Raw genomic sequence first — 21,362 nt, forward strand, 5'->3', positions numbered from 1 at the left:
ACACTTATCGGCTGTTGATTTTTAAAGAACATTCGCGGGAAGCGCCTTGCTTTCACCACGTTGCTGCGTCAGCAGCAGAGAAACGAGATTATGAAGAACCTTTTTCGTTTCGTCAACCGGTTTTTTTGGCATCGCCTGAAAAACCCTGCCGACTTCACGACCGCGCCGTTTCTGCCGCGGCCCCGCTCCGCTGCGCTCAACACCGCGCTACCGAACGAGGACGCGAATCTTAGGCCATCACACGCCCTGTGACAAGGGTGTGACGCAAAGATTTTTCAAAAGCCGATCCTAAACGATCATTCTTCCCGCGCCTTTTCGACCTGCGCCACAGGCTCCGCAGGTTTCCCTCCGGCCCTTGCGGCCAGCTCGCGCGCATCGGGCGACCCGATCGTCCAGTCGTGCAGCACCGTATAAGCCACGGCCAGCAGTGTCGGGCCGATAAACACGCCAAGGAAGCCAAACGCGAACGCCCCACCAAGAATGCCGAGCATCACAAGAATCAACGGCATGTCGCTGCTCTTGCCGATCAGAATAGGCTTGACGACGTTATCCGACATACCGACCACCACCACGCCCCACACGACGAGAAATATCGCCCATCCCGTTTCGCCGCCGTGGTACAGCCAGATCGCCGCTGGCAGCCACACTACGACGGGACCGCCCGGAATCACCGACAGAAAGAACGTCGCGAGCCCAAGCAACGCCGGCGTAGGCACGCCCGCAATCCAGCAGCCGAAGCCAGCCAGCACACCTTGCACGAGCGCCGTCCCGAGAATGCCGTACACCACGCCCTTCACCGTGCTGCCCGCCAATGCCAGCAGATAGTCGGCGCGTTCGCCGGCAATGCGCCGCATGCCCGCGTTGAGCCAAGCCGCGGCACCCTCGCCGCCCGTATAAAAGAAGAACGTCAAAATGATGCTGAGCGCGAGCAGCCCCAGCCCATGCGTGATGGCAAGCGCCGCCGCGAGCACCCATTTGCCCGCGGGCGCGGCAAGCACACGCAGTTGCGCGGCCATCTCGGAATTGCTGCTGGTGACGCGCTCCCAGAACGATTCGATGCTCGAACCGACCAGCGGAATCCGCGCAACCCAATCGGGTAAATCCGGCAGGCCTGCATCCGTCAGATGCTGGACCAGGGCCGTGATCTCCTTGGTATGCGCGCCGAGCGCAAACCCCGCGTAGACAAACGGCCCCAGCACGACGACCAGAATGATCAACACGATCAGCGTCGCCGCCCACCTGCGCCGCCCGCCCAAGGTCGCCGACAGCTTGCAGTACAAGCCCCACGAGCTATAGCTGAGAATCGCGCCCCACAGCAGCGCCGTCGTAAACGGCGCGAGCACCAGCAGCGAGCCGCCGACCAGCAATAGCAACGCAAAGACGGCCGCCAGCCGCTCGATCAGTTGGTCCGACTTCACCATGCATCACCCCCGACATCATTCCATCCAGATCCAGACGTCCGATGTGCCGACGTCGAAACGTCCGCAGAACGAGTATAGGAAAGCTCAGGCGAAAGCCACGCTCGCAAGGCCGGGCGCCGACTGCAGGCGGCCGGAAGCATGCCCCTCAGGCGCTGCGAAGCCCACGACCCGGACAAATCGCTGCCAGCAGTGCGTGTCGATAATATGTCGGCGAAGAAACGACTAGAATATATGGTTCTCTGCACACAACCTCCGGATTTATGCGCTCGCGAATCGCCAAACGTCTCCCTCCCGATGCCGACAAACTGGTCGGTCTGTCGCTCGCGCTCTTTGCGTCGGGCAGCCGTACCGAAGACCGATTCTGGGAAGCCAAGCTCGACGCTCTGCTCGCGAAAATAGTCCGCAACGGCAATCAGACGACGCTCGACGCCGCGCTCGACCATCTGCAGCAGAATCATCCTGATGCATACGGCGCGCTGGCAGACATGGCCGAAACGCATAGCGAGTCGCTGATTCTCGAGCACGACGGCGTTCAGTACGAAGCGCTGCTGATCGCCGCGCCCGTGCTGGCCTGGACGCGCTATGTGATTCCGTCGGGCGCGCTCAAAGGCGACGCGTCCGACGCGTTGCGCGCGCACCTGCAGGCTCACGTGCTGGCCGCCGACACCCGTGTCGCGATGGCGCCCTTTATGTATAGCATCGACCAGTTGCCGCGTCACCACGTCGAAACGTGGCGCCTCGCGCAGCAACTCGCGCAGGCGGCCGTCGGCGGCGTCAACGCGAAGATCAACTTCGGCGAACTACCGGAAACGTCGCCTATTCTGGCCGACCCGCGCTTTCTGCTGGCGGTCGTTGCCGCACCCGTCGGCGCGCCCGTATTCCGCTGGCAGGAAGAAGAGCACGGCTCGCGCATCGAGCGCAGTCAATGCCTCGAACAGTGGGCGACGCAAGGCGGCGCCAATCTGGCTGTCGTGCTGCCCGGCTGCGAGTTCGAATGCCTGCTGCCGGACGCCTACTACTCGGCCTGCCGCGACGCGGACGAGCGCGTGCGCCCGCACACCGTTCGCACGGCAGTGCGCTATCTGTTCGACACAATCGGTGCGACGCCCGACGAACTGCGCGCGGTCGTCGCTGGCTTCGGCGAGCGACGCATCGACGAATACCGGATCGGCTTCACGCGCCGCGGCAGCAACGAAGTGATCTATGGCGTCGTGTGGCCGCTCTACGGTCGCGAGAACGGCGACCCGGGCATCGACGAGGAACCGCAGGAAGCGATGTCGGCTGAAGGTCCGCTGGAAGACATCGTCGCCTTGCTGAAAGAAACGGGCATCACCGATATCCGCCGTCACGCCGGCCGTTTCGAGCCGGAATATTGTGACGACTGCGGAGTCCCACTCTATGCGGATCCGCTCGGCGAGATCGTTCATGCAGAAATGCCGGAAGATGCTGAGCCTGCACAACCGCATTTCCACTGATCATTTCAGACTTTTCTCTGCATTGAATCAAGCCCCGCCGAATGCGGGGCTTTTTTTATGGCACTCGTCCTATGCCGCCTGGACAGGCCGTCACGCGATCGGGAATTTTTCATCATCGACACGATGGCGCATCGCTGCGTGACGACGAGATCGTCGCGTGCATCGCGCCACCACGACCGATCGATCAGGAGGCAATGCATGCGGTTTTTAGTTTTCAACACGGACGCCGAGCGCAGGGAAGGACTCAAGGCGCTCTTAAGGCAAATCGACCGGCAGGCGCGGTTTGGTGAAGCAAAGGACTGGCCGCAGGTGGAGCGCACGCTGCGCCGCCTGCAGCCAGATCTGCTCCTGATCGACTGGGAGCTCTGGATGTCGCCCGGCGACGCGCGCGCGTTGCTCGCCAACCACCCCGGCCTGCCCGTCGCCGTACTGGTCGACGACAGTTCGCCGAGCCATGTGCGTGCGTTCGTCGAAAAAGGCGTGCTTGGCGTGATTCCGCGCTCGACCGATCCGCGCGTGATCGTGCGCGCGCTCGAAATGGTTTTGCTGGGCGTCCACTACATTCCCGCAGGCGCGCTTTCATTCAACGCGCCCGCGCCGACGGGCAAGCTCATGCGTCCGCTGAACGACGCGCGCACGCTCGAACTGGTCGCGCCGCCAAAGCGGCCGCGCCTCGCCGGCGGCCTTTCGCCGCGACAAGAACAGATCATGCGCTGCGTGCACATGGGCAGTACGAATAAAATGATTGCTCGCGCGCTTGGCATCAGCGAGGGCACCGTGAAAATCCATCTGGCGACGATCTTCCAGCAACTGGGCGCACCCAACCGCGCCGCCGCCGTCGCCATCTATAACGGCTGGCTCACTGCGCAACTCGAAGTGCTGCGCAGCGGACACAACCGGATCCAGCGGCCCGCGCGCGTGACATCGAACGTCACGCCGCTACGCCAGCACAAGCCGCGAACGTTCCGCTATCCGTTGCCCGCCAACGACACTGCCGGCGCATTGCCCATGGCAGCCGAAGCGACAACGCCCTATGGCACACGGCCCAAGCGCCCGGAGCGCGATGATGGCGCGATGTAAAGGTCGAAAGAAATCACCATCAATCGACATAAATCATCGCTGGCATGGAATCCGCTCACACGTTTCGCCGTTCAACGAGTAATATGAAGACATGGGTTTCCTCTATACACCGCTTCCGTTGTGGGTCGCTGTCGGTGGCTGGATCGCCGCTGTGGCTCTGCTCGCGCTCGCGCTCTGGAAGAACCCGTTCAGGCGCCTGCAGGAACCCGTGCTTCAGCATGTGTGGCTCGCCATCATCGTCGCCGTATCGGTGCTGTGGGCGACCAACGCATGGCTCGAAGATGGCACGGTGATTCACCTGCTCGGTGCAACGCTCGTCGTCACGTTGTTCGACTGGGGGCTTGCCCTCATCGCGATGGCCATCGTGACGGGTCTTGCCGCTGTCGTGTTCGACGCGCCATGGCAAGGCATCGCACTCACCTTCCTCGTGTTCGGCGCCGTGCCAGTCGGCGTCTCGACGCTGCTGCAGCGTGCGAGCGTCGCGTGGTTGCCGCGCAATCTCTTCATGTTCATCTTCGGCCAGGGTTTCGTGTCACCGGCCATTGCCGTTACGGTGGCATCGGCGGTTGCGTTGGCAACGCATATCGCGCTTGCCGACGGATCGATGTCCGTGATCCCTGCAGGCTACGCGTTCAGTGTGTTTCTGCTCGCATCAGGTGAGTCGTGGTTCACGGGCATGTCGACCGCATTGATCGCCGTCTATCGGCCCGCGTGGGTCACGACTTACGACGTGCGCCGCTACCGGCTCGGCGGACCACGAACCTGATCACACTTCGCATCGCATCGGTAGCAAGCAGGCGGATGTACTGCCCCGGCGCATCCGCGCATCCCTGCATCATCCGCCGATCTATCGCCCGTTGAGCCTCTGCACCACGACACGACAAAATATTTGTGCCAGGATTGAACTCCTTCGTGTCGACGGGCATCTTATGTGCCTGAAGTCATCACAGCATTGACCAGAGATAGATGGATCGCACCAACGCACCGCGCCGATTGCCGCGGTTGGTCGGCCGGTTAGCGGTGTGGGTAGCGAGCGCATCGCTCGCATGCTCGCTGCCCGCTTTCGCCGATCAACTCGGGCAGCACAACGACCTCGTCAGCAAGTTCATCAACGATATGCACGCCGATCCGCTCGTCGCGGATTGCGCCGCGCATGGCGACTTTGTCGCGAGCACATCGACGGCATTCGATCACGTCGAGTTCCCACCCAGTTCATTCGATAGCGCGCACGCGGCCGTCACGCCCTGGAACGATTCGTTCGACGAAGGCAAGCAGAAGGTCAAGGTCGACAGCATCGTGACCGTCGAAGGCCTGGGCGTTCCGCAAGGCGGCGGCGATGCATCGCAGCTGAAGTTCCGCTGCGGCTACGTCGGCGCGCAGATGCTCGCTTTCAGCTGGAACGACCCCGTGCCGCCGCTGCGTGCACGCAGCACTGCTTCGTCGGGATCGAATAGCGTAAAGGGCAAGCACGGCGCGAGCGGCAAGGGCTCGAAAAAGAGCTCGGGCAAATCGACCAAAGGCACGACGAACAAGTCGGGCAACAAGAAGTCGAGCAAATCCTCAGGCAAGGCTGTGACGACGAAGAGCAGCACCACGAAGTCGAGCGCAAAGAAGTCGACTGCGAAGAAGCATTGACGCCACGCCCACGCTCGCCAGCGTTCTGATCAAAACTGGCGTACGACTCAAACAAGAAACAAAAAGCGAGGCCACGCATCCCGCGTGGCCTCGCTTTTTTACATACGTTTGCGTTTTCGCTGACAACCGGCGTCAGGCGAACGTTTCCATATGCCAGAGGATCGCCTGCAGCATCGCCGCGCCAAGCGACGCGCTGCGCTCGCCGTTCCAGCCCACACGCTCATCGGGCAGATTGGCGTTGTCCTTGAACGGCATTTCCAGCGTCAGCGACAGGCACCCGAACTCGTTGCCGATGTACTTCGACGCGAGCTTCAATGCATCCTGCCGATACTTGCTCGCTTCATAACCGTACTTGTCCTGGAAATCGGGACTCGCGCGCTTGAAGTTCTCGATGAACGCGTTCTGTTCCTCGCGCTGACGTTCGGTAAAGCTCGGCAGCATCTCCGAGCCCGCGACGAACACATACGGCAGCGCTTCATCGCCGTGAATGTCGAAGAACAGGTCGCAGCCCGTCGCATGAATCGCGTCGCGCACGAGCAGCACTTCGGGGCTGCGCGCCGCGTCGGGCTCCATCCACTCGCGATTCAGGTTCGCGCCCGCCGCATTCGTGCGCAGATTGCCGTTCACGCTGCCGTCAGGGTTCATGTTCGGCACGATGAAGAAGTCGGCGTAATCGTAGAGCTTGCGCGCGACGGGATCGCCCGACCAGTCGCCCCACCCCGCGAGCCGCTTCACGAGGCCTTCGACGAACCATTCGGCCATCGTCTCGCCCGGATGCTGACGCGCGATAATCCAGATGCGCTTTTTCTGCTTCAATGTACCGTCTTCGAGCAAGGTCGGCGTGCCGAGCGTCAACAGCGACATCGGCCGGCCTTCGACCGTCTTGCCCAGTTCCGTCAGCGCGGCATGCGGCATCTGCTGGACTGCGCCGAGAAATTCCGAGTGACGCTCTTCGCCATACGGCTCGAAGTACGCGTAATAGATACGGTCGAAATCGGGCGTGTGATCGATGGTCAGCACCCGGCCATCGTACGAAGTCGGCACGCGGAACCAGTTCACGCGGTCATAGCTCGCGCAAGCCTGATAGTTGCGCCAGCCTTCGGCGAACGCGCAGTCGGCGGCGTTCTCGAAGGTCATCACGCAACGCTCGCCGCGTGCGCCCGACAGCCGGAAATAGAACCACTGCGCAAAGTCGGCGTGGCTTTCCGGACGCACGCGCAAGCGGATATTGTCGGCTTGTGCGCAGGACAGGACTTCGATCGCGCCTGCATCGAAATTGCTCGTAATGGATAGCGTCATGATGGTGTTCCTGCTGGTTCGGCGCGGCGGTCAGTCCGCGATGCGCCGGCGAAAAACGTAGGTGGAATCGTTCGATGCACCCGCGTCGAATGCATAGCCTTCGGCGTCGAAATTCTTGAGCTGCTCGGGCGTATCGAAACGGTTTTCCACCGCGTAGCGCGCCATCAGTCCGCGCGCGCGCTTTGCATGAAAGCTGATGATCTTGTAGCGGCCGCCCTTCCAGTCTTCGAACACGGGCGTGACGACGGGTGCAGCGAGTTTCTTCGGCTTGACCGACTTGAAGTATTCCGTCGATGCGCAGTTGATCAACGCGCGCGACGCGCCGTCCTTCTTTTCCAGTTGCGTGTTGAGCGCCTGCGTGATGCGCTCGCCCCAGAACGCGTACAGATCCTTGCCGCGGCTATTCTCGAAACGCGTGCCCATTTCGAGCCGGTACGGTTGCAGCAGATCGAGCGGACGCAGCAGACCATAGAGGCCCGACAGCACGCGCACGTGCTGCTGCGCGTAGTCGAGATCGGATGCGGACAGCGACTTCGCGTCGAAACCTTCGTACACGTCGCCGTTGAACGCGAGCATCGCCTGCTTCGCGTTCGACGTGTCGAACCTGGGCGACCAGTCGGCGTAACGCTGGAAATTCAGATGCGCGAGCTGGTCGGAAATATCCATCAGCGAGGCGATGTCATGCGGCGACAGACGGCGCAGATCGCCGATCAGTTCGGCGGCGTCATCGACGAAATCGGGGATCGTGTGCTTCTTGACGTGCGGCGGAGTGTCGTAGTCGAGCGATTTGGCCGGCGACAGAACGATTATCATAGAGGCTTTCAGGCACGCCGTGCCTGGCGGTCAAAGACGAAAGCCAGATTGTAACGAATGCCCGAAACCCCTGCCTTGCCCGAACAGAATGCGTCTGCTGCAGTTGCCCAACCCGCAACCGTGACAGCGCCCGCCGTCGTGCTCGATTCGAACGTGTGGATCGACATTCTCGTATTCGACGACCCGCACACGCGCCCCATTCTCGCCGCGCTCGAAAGCGGCGCAATGCGCGCGCTGATCGACGCGCGCTGCCTCGCCGAGCTGACTTTCGTGCTCGATTATCCGCAGTTCGAAAAACGCGCCGTCGACAAAGCGGCAGCGCTTGCCACGCTCGCACGTCTGTCGACGCTGGTCGAGCCGCCCACGCCCGCTGAAAACACGCCCGCGCTGCCCAAATGCAAGGATCGCGACGACCAGAAGTTTCTCGAACTTGCCTACGCGATGCACGCGGACTGGCTGGTATCGAAGGATCGTGCGGTATTGAAGATGGCAAAACGGATCGCGCGCGATTTCGGCTTCCGGATTGCGCAGCCTGCACCGTTCGTCGCCGAATGTGCGCTGACGGCCACGGAGCCGGCAGAAGCCTGACGCAAACCGGCGCGGCCCGCGCACGAACGCCACCGCGCCGTTTTCCCTACAATCGAGCTTCACGCCTGACGACAACGGTAACAACGACCGCGACATGAACGCACCGCACGATCTGACGACCACGCCCATGACCACCACGCCTCCTTCGTTCCCGTCCCGTCTGCCGAGCGTCGGCACGACGATCTTCACCGTGATGAGCGCGCTCGCCGCCGAAAAGAACGCGGTCAATCTCGGTCAGGGCTTTCCGGATTTCGATTGCGATCCGCGTATCGTCGATGCCGTGACCAACGCGATGCGCGAAGGTCACAACCAGTACCCGCCGATGGCAGGTGTCGCGCCGCTGCGCCAGGCAATCTCCGAAAAGATCTCGAACCTGTACAGTCGCCGCTACGACGCCACGACCGAGATCACGGTAACGGCAGGCGCGACGCAGGCGCTTCTGACTGCAATCCTGTGCGCGGTCCATCCGGGCGACGAAGTGATCGTCGTCGAGCCGACCTACGACAGCTATCTGCCGTCGATCGAACTGGCGGGCGGCAAGCCCGTGTTCGTCACGCTCGACGCGCCCGACTACGCGATTCCGTTCGACAAGCTCGCCGCCGCGATCACGCCGAAAACGCGCATGATCCTGATCAATACGCCGCACAACCCGACGGGCACCGTCTGGCGCGCGGACGACATGAAGAAGCTCGAAGACATCGTGCGCGGCACGAATGTGCTGATTCTGTCCGATGAGGTCTACGAGCACATGGTCTACGACGGCGCGCCGCACGAAAGCGTTGCGCGCTATCCGGAACTCGCGCAGCGCAGCTTCGTCGTGTCGAGCTTCGGCAAGACGTATCACGTGACGGGCTGGAAGGTCGGCTACGTGGCCGCGCCCGCGGCGCTGACGGCGGAATTTCGCAAGGTGCACCAGTTCAACGTGTTCACGGTCAACACGCCGATGCAGCTCGGTCTCGCGCACTACATGCAAGACCCGGCGCCGTATGTGAATCTGCCGGCCTTCTATCAGAAGAAGCGTGACTTCTTCCGCGCCGGTCTCGCGCAATCACGCTTCAAGCTGCTGCCGTGCACGGGCACCTACTTCCAGTGCGTCGATTATTCGGCCATCAGCGACATGCCCGAAGCCGAATTCGCGCAGTGGCTCACGAGCGAGATCGGTGTCGCCGCGATTCCCGTGTCGGCGTTCTATCACGAGTCGCATGAATCGGGCGTCGTGCGCTTCTGCTTCGCGAAGAAGGAAGACACGCTCGCCACCGCGCTCGAACGGCTGGCGCGTCTCTGAGATGGCGCGCGCGATGCTGCGAATGAACCCATGTTCTTCGTCATCGCGCGCGACACACCGCGGCGGCCGTGCTCCGCTGCGTTCACTTCTTCTTTTGCGCTTCGATGTAGGCCTTGCGGTCGTCCGTCACCCGTTGCGCGGCCGGGCGCGCATTGATCGCCTTCACATACGGCTTCCAGTCAATGCCGACATCGAGCAGGAAATCGCGCCCGTAGATGGCCTGCGTCGCCATGCCGACGAGCGGCAGGCTCACGAAGCCGGAGATATCCGCGATACCGAACTGCTCGCCGCGCAGATACGGCGTGAATTTCGCGAGCCGCCTGAATCCACCAATGTGATGAATCAGCAGTTTCTCGGTACGTCCTTTTGTGGCGTCGGTGATCGTGCCGCCGAAGAACGCCTGTTTGTACAGATTGCGCGCCGTCAGTTCGAGATGCACGTCGACGAACGTGATCAGCTCGCGCTCTTTCGCGGCTTCCCACGGATCGCGCGAGAACATGGCCTTCTCGGGAAACGCGGCCGCCAGGTATTCGATGATCGCCTGCGACTCGCACAGGCTGCCCCGCTCTGTCACGATGTACGGCACCTTGCCGAGCGGCGAGTGTTCGAGGAACGCCTCGTCCTGGCTGAACGTCACGGGCACTTCCTCGAACGGAATGCCGAATTCGAGCAGCGCGAACTTCACTTTGTTGTAATAGTTGGACAGCGCAAAACCGTGCAGCTTGATCATCCGGTGTCTCCCTGCGGATGGTTGTCGAAAATCGCTCGCAATTCGTCGCGATCTGTTGCAGATGCAGATCTGAACCCGCACACGACAGATTGAAACGAACGTACTATTTTAGAATAATCATGGAGTCAGTCACATCATGTCACCGAACACCTCTCGCCAGTACAGTATCGAGACCGTCGGCGTCGTCGGCGCGGGCGCGATGGGTCGCGGCATCGCGCAAATTGCCGCGCTCGCAGGCCTCAAGGTCAGGCTCTTCGATACGAACACGGCAGCCGTCGGCGCAGCGCGCGATTATCTGTCCGACACGTTTTCCAAACTGGTCAGCAAAGGCAAGCTCGACAACTCGCGCTCGCTGGCCGCGCTCGCCAATGTCACGGGCGCAAACGCGATCGGCGAACTGAAGGACTGTGATCTCGTCATCGAAGCGATCGTCGAAAAGCTCGACGTGAAGCGTGCGCTCTTCAAGGAACTCGAAGGCGTCGTCAGCGAGCGCTGCATTCTCGCGTCGAACACGTCGTCGCTGTCCATCACGGCGATTGCGGCCGCGTGCGCCGATCCGTCGCGCGTGCTCGGCTATCACTTCTTCAACCCGGTGCCGCTGATGAAAGTCGTCGAAGTGATCGACGGCTTGCGCAGCGATCCCGCCGCAGGGGACGCGTTGATGGACCTCGCGCGCCGCATGGGTCACACGCCCGTGCGCGCGAAGGACATGCCCGGCTTCATCGTCAATCACGCGGGCCGCGGGATGAATACGGAAGGCCTGCGCGTCGCGGATGAAGGCGTCGCGAGTTTCGTCGAGATCGACCGCATCATGCGCGAGCAGGCGGGCTTTCGTCTCGGTCCGTTCGAACTGCTCGATCTGACGGCGCTCGATGTCTCGCATCCCGTGATGGAATCGATCTATCACCAGTTTTATGAAGAGCCGCGCTTCACGCCGTCGCCGATCACGGGTACGCGCCTCGCGGGTGGGCTGATCGGGCGCAAGGCGGGCGAAGGCTTTTATGTGTATGTCGACGGCAAGCAGCAGGCGCCCGCCGAAGCGCCAGCGCCGACGCAATTGCCAACGCGCGTCTGGGTAAGCGCACGTGTGCCCGCCGCGCATGACGCCGTGCTCGCGCTGATCGCGAAAACCGGCGTGGCTGTAGACGAAGGCGCAACGCCCGCTGCCGATTCGCTGATCGTCGTGACGCCGCTCGGCTTCGACGCAACGACAGCGGCTGTCGATGAAAACCTCGACGCAAGCCGCGTCGTCGCAATCGATACCCTCGTCCCGCTCGCCGACGCAAAACGCCGCACGCTGATGACCACGCCCGCGACCACGCGCGCCGCGCGCGATGCCGCGCATGCCCTCTTCGCTCACGACGGTGTGCCCGTCACCGTGATCCGCGATTCGACGGGCTTCGTCGCGCAGCGCGTGGTGGCGACGATCGTCAACATCGGTTGCGATATTGCGCAGCGCCAGATTGCGTCGCCGTCGGATATCGATCTCGCCGTGACGCTTGGGCTCGGCTATCCGCGCGGGCCGCTCGCACTTGGCGACGCACTCGGCGCGCAGACTATCCTGACCATTCTGCGCAACATGTTCAGCGTGCTCGGCGATCCGCGTTACCGGCCATCGCCGTGGCTCGCGCGCCGTGCACAACTCGGCATGCCGCTCACGCAAGCCGACATCGCCGATCAAAACAACGCAAAGGAGACCGCATAAATGGCCGCCGAACTGCTCGCCTCACGCCCAGCCGAAAGCGAATCGACGCTCGTGCTGACGCTCTCCAACCCCGGCGCGCGCAACGCGATGCACCCGGACATGTACGCTGCCGGCATCGAAGCGATGAACACGGCTGAGCGCGATGCGTCGATCGGCGCCGTCGTCATCACGGGTGCGGATAACTTTTTCTGTGCAGGCGGCAATCTGAACCGTCTGCTCGAAAACCGCGCGAAAGATCCTTCTGTGCAGGCGCAAAGCATCGATCTGCTCGGCGAGTGGATCGCGGCATTGCAGGCGTCGTCGAAACCGGTGATCGCGGCCGTCGACGGCGCCGCGGCGGGCGCCGGGTTTTCGCTGGCGCTGGCATGCGACCTGATCGTCGCCGCCGACGACGCGAAATTCGTGATGTCGTACGCACGCGTCGGCCTCACGCCGGATGGCGGTGGCTCGTGGTTCCTCGCACGCGCGTTGCCGCGTCAGATCGCGACGGAAGTGCTGCTCGAAGGCAAGCCGATCGGCGCGACGCGTCTGCATGAACTCGGCGTCGTGAACCGCCTCGCGAAGCCCGGCGCCGCGCGCGATACGGCTGTTGCCTGGGCCGACGATCTCGGCAAGATTTCGCCGAACGCGAAGGCGCGCATCAAAGGTCTGGTCGCGGCTGCCGGCGAACAATCGCTGCCCGAGCATCTCGTTGCCGAGCGCGACAGCTTCGTCGCGTCGCTGCATCATCGCGACGGGCTCGAAGGCATTACCGCATTCCTCGAAAAGCGCGCACCCCATTACAAATGAGCACGCCAACGGGTTATCAGTTGCCGAAGCGCCGCCGTATCTATCTGATGCGGCACGGCGACGTCACGTACTTCGATGCGTCGGGCAGCACGATCGACCCGGAGCGCGTGCCGCTCAATGAGAACGGGCGCGCGCAGGCGGACGCCGCAGGACGCGCGTTTGCCGAACAGAATGTGCGCTTCGATCGTGTGATCGCGAGCGGCCTGCCGCGTACGGTCGAAACCGCGCAGCGTGTGCTCGCACAAATGAGCGCTCAGACTACGATCGACATCGAACCCGCATGGGAAGAGATACGCGGCGGCAAACCCGGCTCGATTCCCGCCGCAGATCTCGAAGCCGCTTTTCTCGGCGCGTTCGAAGGCATCGTCGCGGAAGACGTGAAGTTTCTTGGCGGCGAGACGATCGGCGAACTGTTCGACCGTGTGCTGCCCGCGCTCGATGCGCTGCGTGCCGACACATCGTGGGACGTGGCACTGCTCGTGCTGCACGGTGGCGTCAATCGCGCGATCCTGTCGCACGCGATCACGGCGGGTGGACGGACGTTCTTTGGCCACCTCGCGCAATCGACCGGTTGCATCAACGCGCTCGATATTGGCACGGCACCGCGCGACTGGGTCGTGCGGATGATCAATCATTCGCCGCCTTCGCCGCTGCATCGCGACGTGCGCAATACGACGATGGAAATGCTTTACGCGCAGTTCATTCAAACAAGGCGCAGCTAGCAGACAGATTTTCCAACGGAGGAGACATGCCGCAAGACGCGACACCGACCGACTACTCCGCATTCGAAGGCACGCGGCCCGTCAGCGAGCGACAACGCATCGATGTCGACGCGCTTTCTGCGTGGCTCGCACAACATGTCGAAGAGTTTGCTGGACCGTTGACGCTCGAACAGTTCGCGGGCGGCCAGTCGAATCCCACCTTCAAGCTGATCACACCGACGCGCGCTTACGTGATGCGCGCGAAGCCCGGCCCGTCCGCGAAACTGCTGCCGTCGGCGCATGCGATCGAGCGCGAGTACCGCGTGATGCATGCGTTGCGCGACACGGATGTGCCCGTCGCGAAGATGCTCGCGCTGTGCGAGGACGAAAGCGTGATCGGCCGTGCGTTCTACGTCATGGAATTTGTGCAGGGCCGCGTGTTATGGGATCCGTCGCTCCCGGGCATGTCGCCTGCACAGCGCGGCGCGATTTACGACGAGATGAATCGCGTGATTGCTGCGTTGCATAGCGTCGATGCCGAAGCCGTTGGGCTCGCGGATTACGGCAAGCCCGGCAACTATTTTGCGCGGCAGATCGGGAGATGGAGCAAGCAGTATCAGGCGTCGGAGACCGAGCCGATCGATGCGATGCATCGGCTGATCGATTGGTTGCCGCAACATATGCCCATCGAAACGGATGCACGCGCAACCATCGTGCACGGCGATTACCGGCTCGACAATCTGATCTTCGATCCTCACGAGCCGCGCGTGCTTGCCGTGCTCGACTGGGAACTGTCGACGCTCGGCGATCCGCTCGCCGACTTCGCGTATCACTGCATGGCGTGGCACGTCGATCCCGCGCAATTTCGCGGCATTGCGGGCCTCGACTGGAACGCACTTGGCATTCCCGACGAGGCACAGTATGTGCGACGTTATTGCGAGCGCACCGGACTCACGATTCCCGGCGACTGGAACTTCTATCTCGCGTACAACATGTTCCGCATCGCTGCGATTTTGCAGGGAATCATGAAACGCGTGGTGGACGGTACGGCGTCGAGCGAACAGGCGGCGGACGCAGGACGGCGCGCACGACCGATGGCCGAACTTGCCTGGCGCTATGCGCAGAAAGCGCGCTAAGGAACTGTCGGCGCTGATGTGGCTCCATCTGTAGACCGGATTCAACGTCATCCACGAGGCCAAGATGAATTTCGACTACACACCGAAGGTTCAGGCGTTGCGCGACAAGCTGCTCGCGTTTTTCGACGAACACATCTATCCGAACGAGCAGGCCTATGCCGCCGAAGTCACACGCAACCGACAGGCGGGCAATGCGTGGGTGCCGACGGAACTGATTGAAAGCCTGAAGCAGCAGGCACGCGATGCCGGCCTATGGAACCTGTTCCTGCCCGACTCCGAGCGTGGCGCGGGGCTGACGAACCTCGAATACGCGCCGCTGTGCGAGATCATGGGCCGCGTGCCATGGTCGCCGGAAGTGTTCAACTGCAACGCGCCCGACACCGGCAACATGGAGACGATCGAGCGCTATGGCAGCGAAGAGAATCGTCGCGAATGGCTGGAGCCGCTGTTGCAGGGACAGATTCGCTCGGCGTTTCTGATGACGGAGCCGGAAGTGGCGTCATCGGATGCGACCAACATTCAGACGAGCATCGTGCGCGATGGTGACACGTATGTGATCAACGGACACAAGTGGTGGTCGTCGGGTGCGGGTGATCCGCGCTGCAAGCTTTTCATCGTGATGGGTAAGACGGACCCGGACGCGCCGCGTCACGCGCAGCAATCGATGATTCTCGTGCCGGCCGACGCGACGGGTATTACCGTGCATCGTCCGCTGACAGTGTTTGGTTACGACGATGCGCCGCATGGACATATGGAAATCACGCTCGACAACGTGCGCGTGCCCGTTACCAACATGCTGCTTGGCGAGGGGCGCGGCTTCGAGATTGCGCAAGGACGGCTTGGGCCAGGGCGCATTCACCATTGCATGCGGTTGATTGGGCTTGCTGAACGTGCGCTCGAGTTGATGGCCAGGCGTGCGTTGCAGCGTGTGGCGTTTGGCAAGCCGATTGCGGCGCAAGGCGTGACGCAGGAGCGGATTGCCGAGGCTAGATGTCTGATCGAGCAGGCGCGACTGCTGACGTTGAAGACGGCTTATATGATGGATACCGTTGGAAATAAAGGCGCGCGCGGTGAGATTGCGATGATCAAGGTTGTGGCGCCTAACATGGCGTGTCAGGTGATTGACTGGGCCATTCAGGTGCATGGCGCGGCAGGTATGAGTGATGATTTTCCTTTGGCGTATGCCTATACCACCTCGCGGTGGCTACGGTTTGCTGATGGGCCAGATGAGGTGCATCGGAATGCTATTGCCAAGATTGAGCTTGGGAAGTATTCCGGGTGATGGTTTTGCGGTTCTGGTTTGGTTTTGGTTTTGGGTTTGGTTTTGGTTTTGGTTTTGGTTTTGGTTTGGTTTTGGTTTTGGTTTTTATGGCTTTGCGCTGGCATCCGCGTTTTGTTTTGCCTTGTTCATGCGTCGCCCCTGTGCGGGGCGGCACTTACTTTCTTTGCCGCCGCAAAGAAAGTAAGCAAAGAAAGCGGGCTAACACCGCCCGCTCTTGACCACCGCCTGAGGGCCCCCAACCGTTCCTCCGCTTCACACGGCGTTCTGCCATTCAATGCCCGTTGCCAGCGCCTCGAACAGGCGCCTCACCCGCTTCAATTACCCGTAGCGCAGCCAGCGGCAGCGAATGGTTGATGCCGCCCAGGTGGCAAACTGTGTGTAGGTCGTAGTGCTTCACACCTCGGCGCTCTTACGACACCGATCGTGTTTTCCAGTCCGGAGTGATGCGTGTGCGGCGCGAAAGCCGACACACAGTTTGCCGCTATAGAACGTGGGCAATTTGACTACGTGTGTACCGACGCGGGAGTGTGAAGTGGGTGAGGCGCCGATTCAAGGTGCTGGCAACCGGCATCGAATGGCAGAACGCCGTGTGAAGCGGAGGAACGGTTGGGGGCCCTCAGGCGGAGACAAGAACTGGCGGTGTTTAGCGGCTTTCTTTTGCCTACTTTTCTTTGCCGCGGCAAAGAAAAGTAGGTGCCGCCCCGCACAGGGGCAACGCTAGCAAACCAGATACATCACGCGGATGCCAGCGAAAGCAAAAGCAAAACACCGAACATCGCGCCGCGCGAGCGGAGCTAAAAATAGTGCCGCGTAATAAACTCCGCGACACACACAGGACGCTCACTCCCTTCCCGCTCAAGCGTCACATTCCACGCAATCTGCACACCGCCCTCTTCGACATCCGTCACACCCGCAACAACAAAACTCGCGCGCAACCGCGAACCCACCGGCACAGGTGCCGTAAAACGCACACGATTGAGCCCGTAATTGACGCCCATACGCTGCTCGAAACGAAACGTATCGACCAGCAACGCAGGTATCAGCGACAGCGTGAGAAAGCCATGGGCAACCGGCCCGCCAAACGGCGACTCACGCTTTGCGCGCTCCGGATCGACATGAATCCATTGATGATCGCCCGTCGCGACAGCAAAGCGGTCGACACTCGCCTGATCGACCTCGACCCAATCGCTCACGCGCGGCAGCTGCCCGACGAGCGCACGCACGTTGTCGGCCGAACCGAGCGCCAGATCCGGCGTCATGCCGAGGCTCCGGGATTGCGCAACCCGAAAATCGCCTTCGAACGCACGGTGATCACGAGTTCGCCGTCCTGATTGAAGCCCTGCCATTCCGTCGATACGATGCCGCGATCCGGCTTGCTCGCCGACACGCGCTTGTCGAGCACGCTGTTCATCATGCGAATCGTGTCGCCGACGCGTACCGGCTTCAACCAGCGCAGATCGTCGATACCGGGCGAACCCATCGACGTCGAACCCGCCAGCACGTTGCGCACCAGCATGCCCATCATCACCGAACACGTGTGCCAGCCGCTTGCGATCAGCGTGCCGTACGGCGACGCCGCCGCGCCCGCATCGCTGACGTGAAACGGCTGCGGATCGAACTGCTCCGCAAAGCGGACGATCTCGTCGCGCGTGAAGGTGTGCGAGCCGACTTCATACGACTTGCCGACTTCCATGTCCTCGTAGCTCAAACCCATTGTTGACCTCGTTTGCTCGTGTTCGTGGCGCTCAGGCATCAGCCGTCGCAAAGCGCGGCAGCGCGGTGAAGCGCGCCAGATGATGATCGACATCGCCAAGCGTGGTTTCGATGATGGCAAGACGCTTGAACAGATGCGCAGCGGCGACTTCGTTCGTCACGCCCATGCCGCCATGCAATTGCACCGCCTGCTGACCGACAAAGCGCGCGGCCTGACCCACGCGCACCTTCGCCGCCGATACCGCGCGGCGACGCTCGTCAACGTCGTCGCTGGCGTAGCGCACGGCGGCGAGATACGTCGCCGAACGCGCCTGCTCCGCATGAATCAGCATCTCGACCATCCGATGCTGAAGCGCCTGGAAGCGCGCGATCGGCACGCCGAATTGCTGACGCGTCTTCGTGTATTCGACTGTCGCGTGATTCAGCGCGTCGAGCGCACCGATGGCCTCCGCGCAAAGCAACACCGTGCCGTAATCGGCGATGTGCTCCAGCGCGGCCGCGCCCGCGTGACTGCCAGCGAGCTTGCGCGCAGGCGTCGCGTTAAACACGAGCGTCGCAGCGCGCTGGCCGTCGATCGTGCGGTAGTCGGTGATCTGAACATGAGCCGAATCGCGCGCGACGACGAACAATGCGATCTCACCATCGAGTCGTGCAGGCACGATCCAGTAGTCGGCCTGCGCACCGTGCTGCACGACCGACTTCGTGCCGCTCAATGCGAAGCCATCGCCCGTGCGCGTCGCCGTCGTGTCGAGCGAAAACAGGTCGTAGCGCGCGGTCGGCTCATGAAACGCAACCGCCAGCTTGATCTCGCCTTGCGCTGCGCGTTCGAGCAGCGCGGCGTCGTCGCCCTCGCCCGTGCCGGACAGCTTCAATGCTTCGATGCCGACGGCCGTCGCCCAGTACGGCTCGATGACGAGCGCGCGCCCCAGTTCCTGCATTACGACCAGCAAGTCGACCGTGCCGCCGTCGAAGCCGCCCTGCGCTTCCGGCACAGGCAACGCGGTCAGACCCAGTTCGGCGAACGCGGACCAATGTTCGTTCGATACGCCCGCTTCCGTACGCACGATCGCCTGCCGCGCCTCAAAACCGTACTGCTTGTCGAGATAACGGCGCAGCGCGTCGGCGAATTGCTGTTGTTCGTCGGTGAAATTGAAGTTCATGCGCCGCTCCTCACAGTCCGAGAATCATCTGCGCGATGATGTTCTTTTGAATTTCGTTCGAGCCGCCGTAGATCGACGTCTTCCGATAATTGAAGTAGTACGCGGCCAGCGGCGCGGCATCGTCGTCGCCGGCAATGCTGTGTGCGCGTTCGCCTTCGAGGAACGGCACATCGAACGGTGCGGCGAGCGGTCCGACCGCTTCGAACATCAGCTCCGTCAAACCTTGCTGCACTTCCGTGCCCTTGATTTTCAGCATCGACGCTTCCGGGCCAGGACCGCGCCCGCCCGCTTCGTTCGCGACCACGCGCTGCACGGTCACTTCAAGCGCCATCAATTCGATTTCGAGGCTCGCGACCTTCGCCGCGAACAGCGGATCGAGCAGCAACGGTTTGCCGCTCTTCTTCTGGTTCAACGCGAGCCGCTTGAGGAATTCGAGTTCACGCTTCGACTGCCCGACGCGCGCGATACCCGTGCGCTCGTGGCCGAGCAGATACTTCGCGTACGTCCAGCCGCGGTTCTCATCACCGACCAGATTTTCGACCGGCACTTTTACGTCTTCGAAGAACACTTCATTGACTTCGTGATCTTCGTCGAGCGTGATGATGGGGCGCACGGTGATGCCCGGCGTCTTCATGTCGATCAGCAGAAACGAGATGCCCTCCTGCTTCTTGGCGCCGCTGTCGGTGCGCACGAGGCAGAACATCATGTCGGCGTGCTGGCCGAGCGTGGTCCAGGTCTTCTGTCCGTTGACGACGTAGTGATCTCCGACGCGTTCGGCACGCGTGCGCAGCGACGCCAGATCCGAGCCTGAGCCTGGCTCCGAATAGCCCTGGCACCACCAGTCCGTGCCGTCGAGAATGCGCGGCAAGTAGTGGCGCTTCTGCGCTTCGCTGCCGTACTTCATTAGCACGGGCGCGACCATCGACACCCCGAACGGCAGCACCGTCGGCGCACCGAGCCGCGCGCACTCTTCGTCCCAGATATGTCGCTGTGTCGCGTCCCAGTCCGGGCCGCCGTATTGCTGCGGCCACGCAGGCGCCGACCAGCCGCGCTTGCCGAGCAGCTTGTGCCAGTTCGCGTAGTCGTCGCGATTCAGACGTTTGTGATTGAGGACTTTGTCGCGCAGCTCGTCAGGCAGATTCGCTTCGAGCCAGGCGCGGACGTCGGCGCGGAACGCGTCGTCGGCGGGGGAATAGTTCAGATCCATGCGCAGTGTCTCCTGGCCGCGGCCTTGCGCCGCCAGGAGCACTGCAAGCGATGGCTATTGCAGCGGCTCTTTCAGTGCGGCGGGCACAGGCAGCGGCATCACATCGATGCCTTCCTCGACGAGGGCACGCGCATCTTCCGGCGTCGTGACGCCACGGATGCTGCGAGCGGGCGCTTCGTTGTAGTGAATGCGCCGCGCTTCCTCGGCGAAGCGGTCGCCCACGTTCTCCGTCTTTTCCAGCACCTCGCGCAGTGCGCGCATCACGTGCGCCTGCAACTCACCAACGTCCGCCGCCTTGTCCTTCGACGCGCTCGTTGCACCCGACAGATTCAGGCGCGGCGCCGATGGCAAACGGCTCACTTCCGTCGCCCCGCAAATGGGACATGCGACCAGCTTGCGGGACAACTGCGATTCGAAGTCATCGGCGGAAGCAAACCAGCCTTCGAACCGATGATCGTGCGGACACTGTAGATCGAGGACCTTCATGTGGAATCAGGGCTTGCGTACGAGTTTAGCGCAAAATTGAGATTTGTGAACGGTCGTTCGTAAAAATGCTTTTGCTGATTGGCCGCATGCGCGGCGCGGCACCGAACGGGAATCAGCCATTCTAGCGCGTTGGCGCAGGACGCGCCGACGCTCGTCTGGACGGCTGGCCGCCAGACGGGCGTCGCCAGAAATGGAAAACGGCAGCGCGAAGCTGCCGTTTTCGTATTGATGCCTTGCGCTTTCTGCTTCAGCCCACCGCGGGCGCATTCTCCGGCCACGCGCCCGACAGCAGCTTCTCCAGCCAGAACGTGCCGATGATCGTCTTCACGTCGCTCAGCTGCCCCGTACGGATCCATTCGGACACGTCCGACACCTTGGCGATGAACGTTTCCAGGAACTCGCCATCGTCGAGCTTGCGCTCCCCTGCCGTCAGGCCTCGCGCGACGTAAATATCGATGAATTCCGTCGAGTACGAAATGATCGGGTGCACACGCGTCAGGTAGATGTACTCGCGCGCGGTGTAGCCTGTTTCTTCTAGCAGCTCCCGCTTGGCACAGGCAAGCGGGTCTTCGTTCGGATCGAGCTTGCCGGCCGGATACTCATACATGACCTTGCCCATCGCGTAGCGATACTGGCTTTCCATCAGCACGCGGCCGTCGTCGAAAAGCGGGATCACCATCACGGCGCCGGGATGCTGCACGTACTCACGCGTCGCCTGTTTGCCGTCGGGCAAGCGCACGGTATCGCACTTGACGGTCATGAACGGCCCTTGATAAGCCAGTTCGCTCTTGACGCAGGTTTCGACGAGCGCAGCGTCGTGATCGGGAAGTTCTGCCATGTGCGACCTCTTTTCAGCC

General features: G+C 62.1%; 23 protein-coding genes. 13 read left to right on the forward strand and 10 right to left on the reverse strand.

Annotated elements, in window-relative coordinates; genetic code table 11:
• Window positions 1-233 (forward strand): hypothetical protein (locus tag G3O01_RS37985; protein ID WP_205812314.1); only part of this gene is annotated, 233 nt, incomplete at its 5' end.
• Between the two features lie 63 nt (window positions 234-296).
• Here the strand turns inward: G3O01_RS37985 and G3O01_RS37990 are convergent.
• The gene (locus G3O01_RS37990) at window positions 297-1,421 is read right to left on the reverse strand and encodes an AI-2E family transporter (RefSeq protein WP_205812316.1); all 1,125 of its coding nucleotides are present in this window, start codon (window positions 1,419-1,421) and stop codon (window positions 297-299) included.
• A gap of 260 nt (window positions 1,422-1,681) precedes the next feature.
• Here G3O01_RS37990 and G3O01_RS37995 point away from each other — a divergent pair, with 260 nt between their 5' ends.
• From G3O01_RS37995 to G3O01_RS38010, 4 genes are all read left to right on the forward strand, one after another.
• Window positions 1,682-2,896: a DUF2863 family protein gene (locus tag G3O01_RS37995; protein WP_205812318.1), complete on the forward strand. Its 1,215-nt coding sequence runs from the start codon at window positions 1,682-1,684 to the stop codon at window positions 2,894-2,896.
• 198 nt (window positions 2,897-3,094) lie between these two features.
• The gene (locus G3O01_RS38000; RefSeq protein ID WP_205812320.1) at window positions 3,095-3,976 is read left to right on the forward strand and encodes a response regulator transcription factor; all 882 of its coding nucleotides are present in this window, start codon (window positions 3,095-3,097) and stop codon (window positions 3,974-3,976) included.
• Between the two features lie 91 nt (window positions 3,977-4,067).
• Window positions 4,068-4,742 carry an energy-coupling factor ABC transporter permease gene (locus tag G3O01_RS38005; RefSeq protein ID WP_205812328.1) on the forward strand — a complete coding sequence of 225 codons (675 nt, stop codon included), beginning with the start codon at window positions 4,068-4,070 and terminating at the stop codon, window positions 4,740-4,742.
• A 200-nt stretch (window positions 4,743-4,942) separates the two neighbouring features.
• Window positions 4,943-5,611 carry a hypothetical protein gene (locus G3O01_RS38010; RefSeq protein WP_205812331.1) on the forward strand — a complete coding sequence of 223 codons (669 nt, stop codon included), beginning with the start codon at window positions 4,943-4,945 and terminating at the stop codon, window positions 5,609-5,611.
• Between the two features lie 132 nt (window positions 5,612-5,743).
• Here the strand turns inward: G3O01_RS38010 and G3O01_RS38015 are convergent, their stop codons facing one another.
• Together G3O01_RS38015 and yaaA are read right to left on the reverse strand one after the other, a co-directional pair.
• Window positions 5,744-6,910, reverse strand: a complete 1,167-nt coding sequence (locus G3O01_RS38015) for a M14-type cytosolic carboxypeptidase (RefSeq protein ID WP_205812333.1) — start codon at window positions 6,908-6,910, stop codon at window positions 5,744-5,746.
• Between the two features lie 30 nt (window positions 6,911-6,940).
• The gene (gene yaaA / locus G3O01_RS38020; protein ID WP_205812335.1) at window positions 6,941-7,723 is read right to left on the reverse strand and encodes a peroxide stress protein YaaA; all 783 of its coding nucleotides are present in this window, start codon (window positions 7,721-7,723) and stop codon (window positions 6,941-6,943) included.
• A gap of 57 nt (window positions 7,724-7,780) precedes the next feature.
• On the opposite strand from yaaA, the gene G3O01_RS38025 reads away from it, so the two are divergent.
• On the forward strand, window positions 7,781-8,311 hold the full coding sequence (locus G3O01_RS38025; RefSeq protein WP_205812337.1) for a putative toxin-antitoxin system toxin component, PIN family: 531 nt from the start codon (window positions 7,781-7,783) through the stop codon (window positions 8,309-8,311).
• Between the two features lie 94 nt (window positions 8,312-8,405).
• Entirely contained in the window at window positions 8,406-9,596 is a 1,191-nt protein-coding gene (locus tag G3O01_RS38030) for a pyridoxal phosphate-dependent aminotransferase (RefSeq protein ID WP_205812338.1), read from the forward strand.
• An 82-nt stretch (window positions 9,597-9,678) separates the two neighbouring features.
• Here the strand turns inward: G3O01_RS38030 and G3O01_RS38035 are convergent, their stop codons facing one another.
• Window positions 9,679-10,326: a glutathione S-transferase gene (locus tag G3O01_RS38035; RefSeq protein WP_205812340.1), complete on the reverse strand. Its 648-nt coding sequence runs from the start codon at window positions 10,324-10,326 to the stop codon at window positions 9,679-9,681.
• 136 nt (window positions 10,327-10,462) lie between these two features.
• Here G3O01_RS38035 and G3O01_RS38040 point away from each other — a divergent pair, with 136 nt between their 5' ends.
• From G3O01_RS38040 to G3O01_RS38065, 6 genes are all read left to right on the forward strand, one after another.
• Window positions 10,463-12,031, forward strand: a complete 1,569-nt coding sequence (locus G3O01_RS38040; protein ID WP_205812342.1) for a 3-hydroxyacyl-CoA dehydrogenase — start codon at window positions 10,463-10,465, stop codon at window positions 12,029-12,031.
• Window positions 12,032-12,820 carry an enoyl-CoA hydratase gene (locus G3O01_RS38045; protein ID WP_205812344.1) on the forward strand — a complete coding sequence of 263 codons (789 nt, stop codon included), beginning with the start codon at window positions 12,032-12,034 and terminating at the stop codon, window positions 12,818-12,820.
• Complete coding sequence (locus G3O01_RS38050) at window positions 12,817-13,542, forward strand: histidine phosphatase family protein (RefSeq protein ID WP_205812346.1); 726 nt, start codon at window positions 12,817-12,819, stop codon at window positions 13,540-13,542. Before G3O01_RS38045 ends, G3O01_RS38050 begins: the two co-directional genes overlap by 4 nt.
• Before the next feature lie 26 nt (window positions 13,543-13,568).
• Window positions 13,569-14,657, forward strand: a complete 1,089-nt coding sequence (locus G3O01_RS38055; protein WP_205812353.1) for a phosphotransferase — start codon at window positions 13,569-13,571, stop codon at window positions 14,655-14,657.
• Between the two features lie 64 nt (window positions 14,658-14,721).
• The gene (locus G3O01_RS38060; protein WP_205812361.1) at window positions 14,722-15,939 is read left to right on the forward strand and encodes an acyl-CoA dehydrogenase family protein; all 1,218 of its coding nucleotides are present in this window, start codon (window positions 14,722-14,724) and stop codon (window positions 15,937-15,939) included.
• On the forward strand, window positions 15,936-16,157 hold the full coding sequence (locus tag G3O01_RS38065; protein WP_205812505.1) for a hypothetical protein: 222 nt from the start codon (window positions 15,936-15,938) through the stop codon (window positions 16,155-16,157). Before G3O01_RS38060 ends, G3O01_RS38065 begins: the two co-directional genes overlap by 4 nt.
• A gap of 576 nt (window positions 16,158-16,733) precedes the next feature.
• On the opposite strand, the gene G3O01_RS38070 is transcribed toward G3O01_RS38065, so the two are convergent.
• The 6 genes from G3O01_RS38070 to G3O01_RS38095 all read right to left on the reverse strand — a co-directional run bounded on the left by G3O01_RS38070 (window position 16,734) and on the right by G3O01_RS38095 (window position 21,343).
• On the reverse strand, window positions 16,734-17,198 hold the full coding sequence (locus G3O01_RS38070; RefSeq protein WP_241024630.1) for a MaoC family dehydratase: 465 nt from the start codon (window positions 17,196-17,198) through the stop codon (window positions 16,734-16,736).
• Window positions 17,195-17,653 (reverse strand): MaoC family dehydratase, encoded by a 459-nt coding sequence (locus G3O01_RS38075; protein ID WP_205812363.1) that lies wholly within the window; start codon window positions 17,651-17,653, stop codon window positions 17,195-17,197. The genes G3O01_RS38070 and G3O01_RS38075 overlap by 4 nt, the downstream gene beginning before the upstream one ends.
• A 31-nt stretch (window positions 17,654-17,684) precedes the next feature.
• Entirely contained in the window at window positions 17,685-18,812 is a 1,128-nt protein-coding gene (locus tag G3O01_RS38080) for an acyl-CoA dehydrogenase (protein WP_205812371.1), read from the reverse strand.
• Between the two features lie 10 nt (window positions 18,813-18,822).
• Complete coding sequence (locus G3O01_RS38085) at window positions 18,823-20,019, reverse strand: acyl-CoA dehydrogenase family protein (protein ID WP_205812379.1); 1,197 nt, start codon at window positions 20,017-20,019, stop codon at window positions 18,823-18,825.
• A 54-nt stretch (window positions 20,020-20,073) separates the two neighbouring features.
• Entirely contained in the window at window positions 20,074-20,505 is a 432-nt protein-coding gene (locus G3O01_RS38090) for a DUF1178 family protein (RefSeq protein WP_205812381.1), read from the reverse strand.
• A 247-nt stretch (window positions 20,506-20,752) separates the two neighbouring features.
• A complete protein-coding gene (locus G3O01_RS38095) occupies window positions 20,753-21,343 on the reverse strand; it encodes an NUDIX hydrolase (protein WP_205812388.1) in 591 nt (196 codons plus the stop codon).
• Window positions 21,344-21,362 lie beyond the last annotated feature (19 nt).

This window comes from Burkholderia sp. Ac-20365 (genome assembly GCF_017104715.1).
GTDB lineage: Bacteria > Pseudomonadota > Gammaproteobacteria > Burkholderiales > Burkholderiaceae > Paraburkholderia.

What these genes read in the sequence shown, in the direction of transcription:
- G3O01_RS38015 (WP_205812333.1), bottom strand. Translation starts at nt 6,910, where the DNA reads ATGACGCTATCCATTACGAGCAATTTCGATGCAGGCGCGATCGAAGTC.
- G3O01_RS38005 (WP_205812328.1), top strand. Translation starts at nt 4,068, where the DNA reads ATGGGTTTCCTCTATACACCGCTTCCGTTGTGGGTCGCTGTCGGTGGC.
- G3O01_RS37990 (WP_205812316.1), bottom strand. Translation starts at nt 1,421, where the DNA reads ATGGTGAAGTCGGACCAACTGATCGAGCGGCTGGCGGCCGTCTTTGCG.
- G3O01_RS38055 (WP_205812353.1), top strand. Translation starts at nt 13,569, where the DNA reads ATGCCGCAAGACGCGACACCGACCGACTACTCCGCATTCGAAGGCACG.
- G3O01_RS38090 (WP_205812381.1), bottom strand. Translation starts at nt 20,505, where the DNA reads ATGAAGGTCCTCGATCTACAGTGTCCGCACGATCATCGGTTCGAAGGC.
- G3O01_RS37995 (WP_205812318.1), top strand. Translation starts at nt 1,682, where the DNA reads ATGCGCTCGCGAATCGCCAAACGTCTCCCTCCCGATGCCGACAAACTG.
- G3O01_RS38050 (WP_205812346.1), top strand. Translation starts at nt 12,817, where the DNA reads ATGAGCACGCCAACGGGTTATCAGTTGCCGAAGCGCCGCCGTATCTAT.
- G3O01_RS38025 (WP_205812337.1), top strand. Translation starts at nt 7,781, where the DNA reads ATGCCCGAAACCCCTGCCTTGCCCGAACAGAATGCGTCTGCTGCAGTT.
- G3O01_RS38045 (WP_205812344.1), top strand. Translation starts at nt 12,032, where the DNA reads ATGGCCGCCGAACTGCTCGCCTCACGCCCAGCCGAAAGCGAATCGACG.
- G3O01_RS38060 (WP_205812361.1), top strand. Translation starts at nt 14,722, where the DNA reads ATGAATTTCGACTACACACCGAAGGTTCAGGCGTTGCGCGACAAGCTG.
- G3O01_RS38040 (WP_205812342.1), top strand. Translation starts at nt 10,463, where the DNA reads ATGTCACCGAACACCTCTCGCCAGTACAGTATCGAGACCGTCGGCGTC.
- G3O01_RS38085 (WP_205812379.1), bottom strand. Translation starts at nt 20,019, where the DNA reads ATGGATCTGAACTATTCCCCCGCCGACGACGCGTTCCGCGCCGACGTC.
- G3O01_RS38080 (WP_205812371.1), bottom strand. Translation starts at nt 18,812, where the DNA reads ATGAACTTCAATTTCACCGACGAACAACAGCAATTCGCCGACGCGCTG.
- G3O01_RS38035 (WP_205812340.1), bottom strand. Translation starts at nt 10,326, where the DNA reads ATGATCAAGCTGCACGGTTTTGCGCTGTCCAACTATTACAACAAAGTG.
- G3O01_RS38095 (WP_205812388.1), bottom strand. Translation starts at nt 21,343, where the DNA reads ATGGCAGAACTTCCCGATCACGACGCTGCGCTCGTCGAAACCTGCGTC.
- G3O01_RS38070 (WP_241024630.1), bottom strand. Translation starts at nt 17,198, where the DNA reads ATGACGCCGGATCTGGCGCTCGGTTCGGCCGACAACGTGCGTGCGCTC.
- G3O01_RS38000 (WP_205812320.1), top strand. Translation starts at nt 3,095, where the DNA reads ATGCGGTTTTTAGTTTTCAACACGGACGCCGAGCGCAGGGAAGGACTC.
- G3O01_RS38010 (WP_205812331.1), top strand. Translation starts at nt 4,943, where the DNA reads ATGGATCGCACCAACGCACCGCGCCGATTGCCGCGGTTGGTCGGCCGG.
- G3O01_RS38075 (WP_205812363.1), bottom strand. Translation starts at nt 17,653, where the DNA reads ATGGGTTTGAGCTACGAGGACATGGAAGTCGGCAAGTCGTATGAAGTC.
- yaaA (WP_205812335.1), bottom strand. Translation starts at nt 7,723, where the DNA reads ATGATAATCGTTCTGTCGCCGGCCAAATCGCTCGACTACGACACTCCG.
- G3O01_RS38030 (WP_205812338.1), top strand. Translation starts at nt 8,406, where the DNA reads ATGAACGCACCGCACGATCTGACGACCACGCCCATGACCACCACGCCT.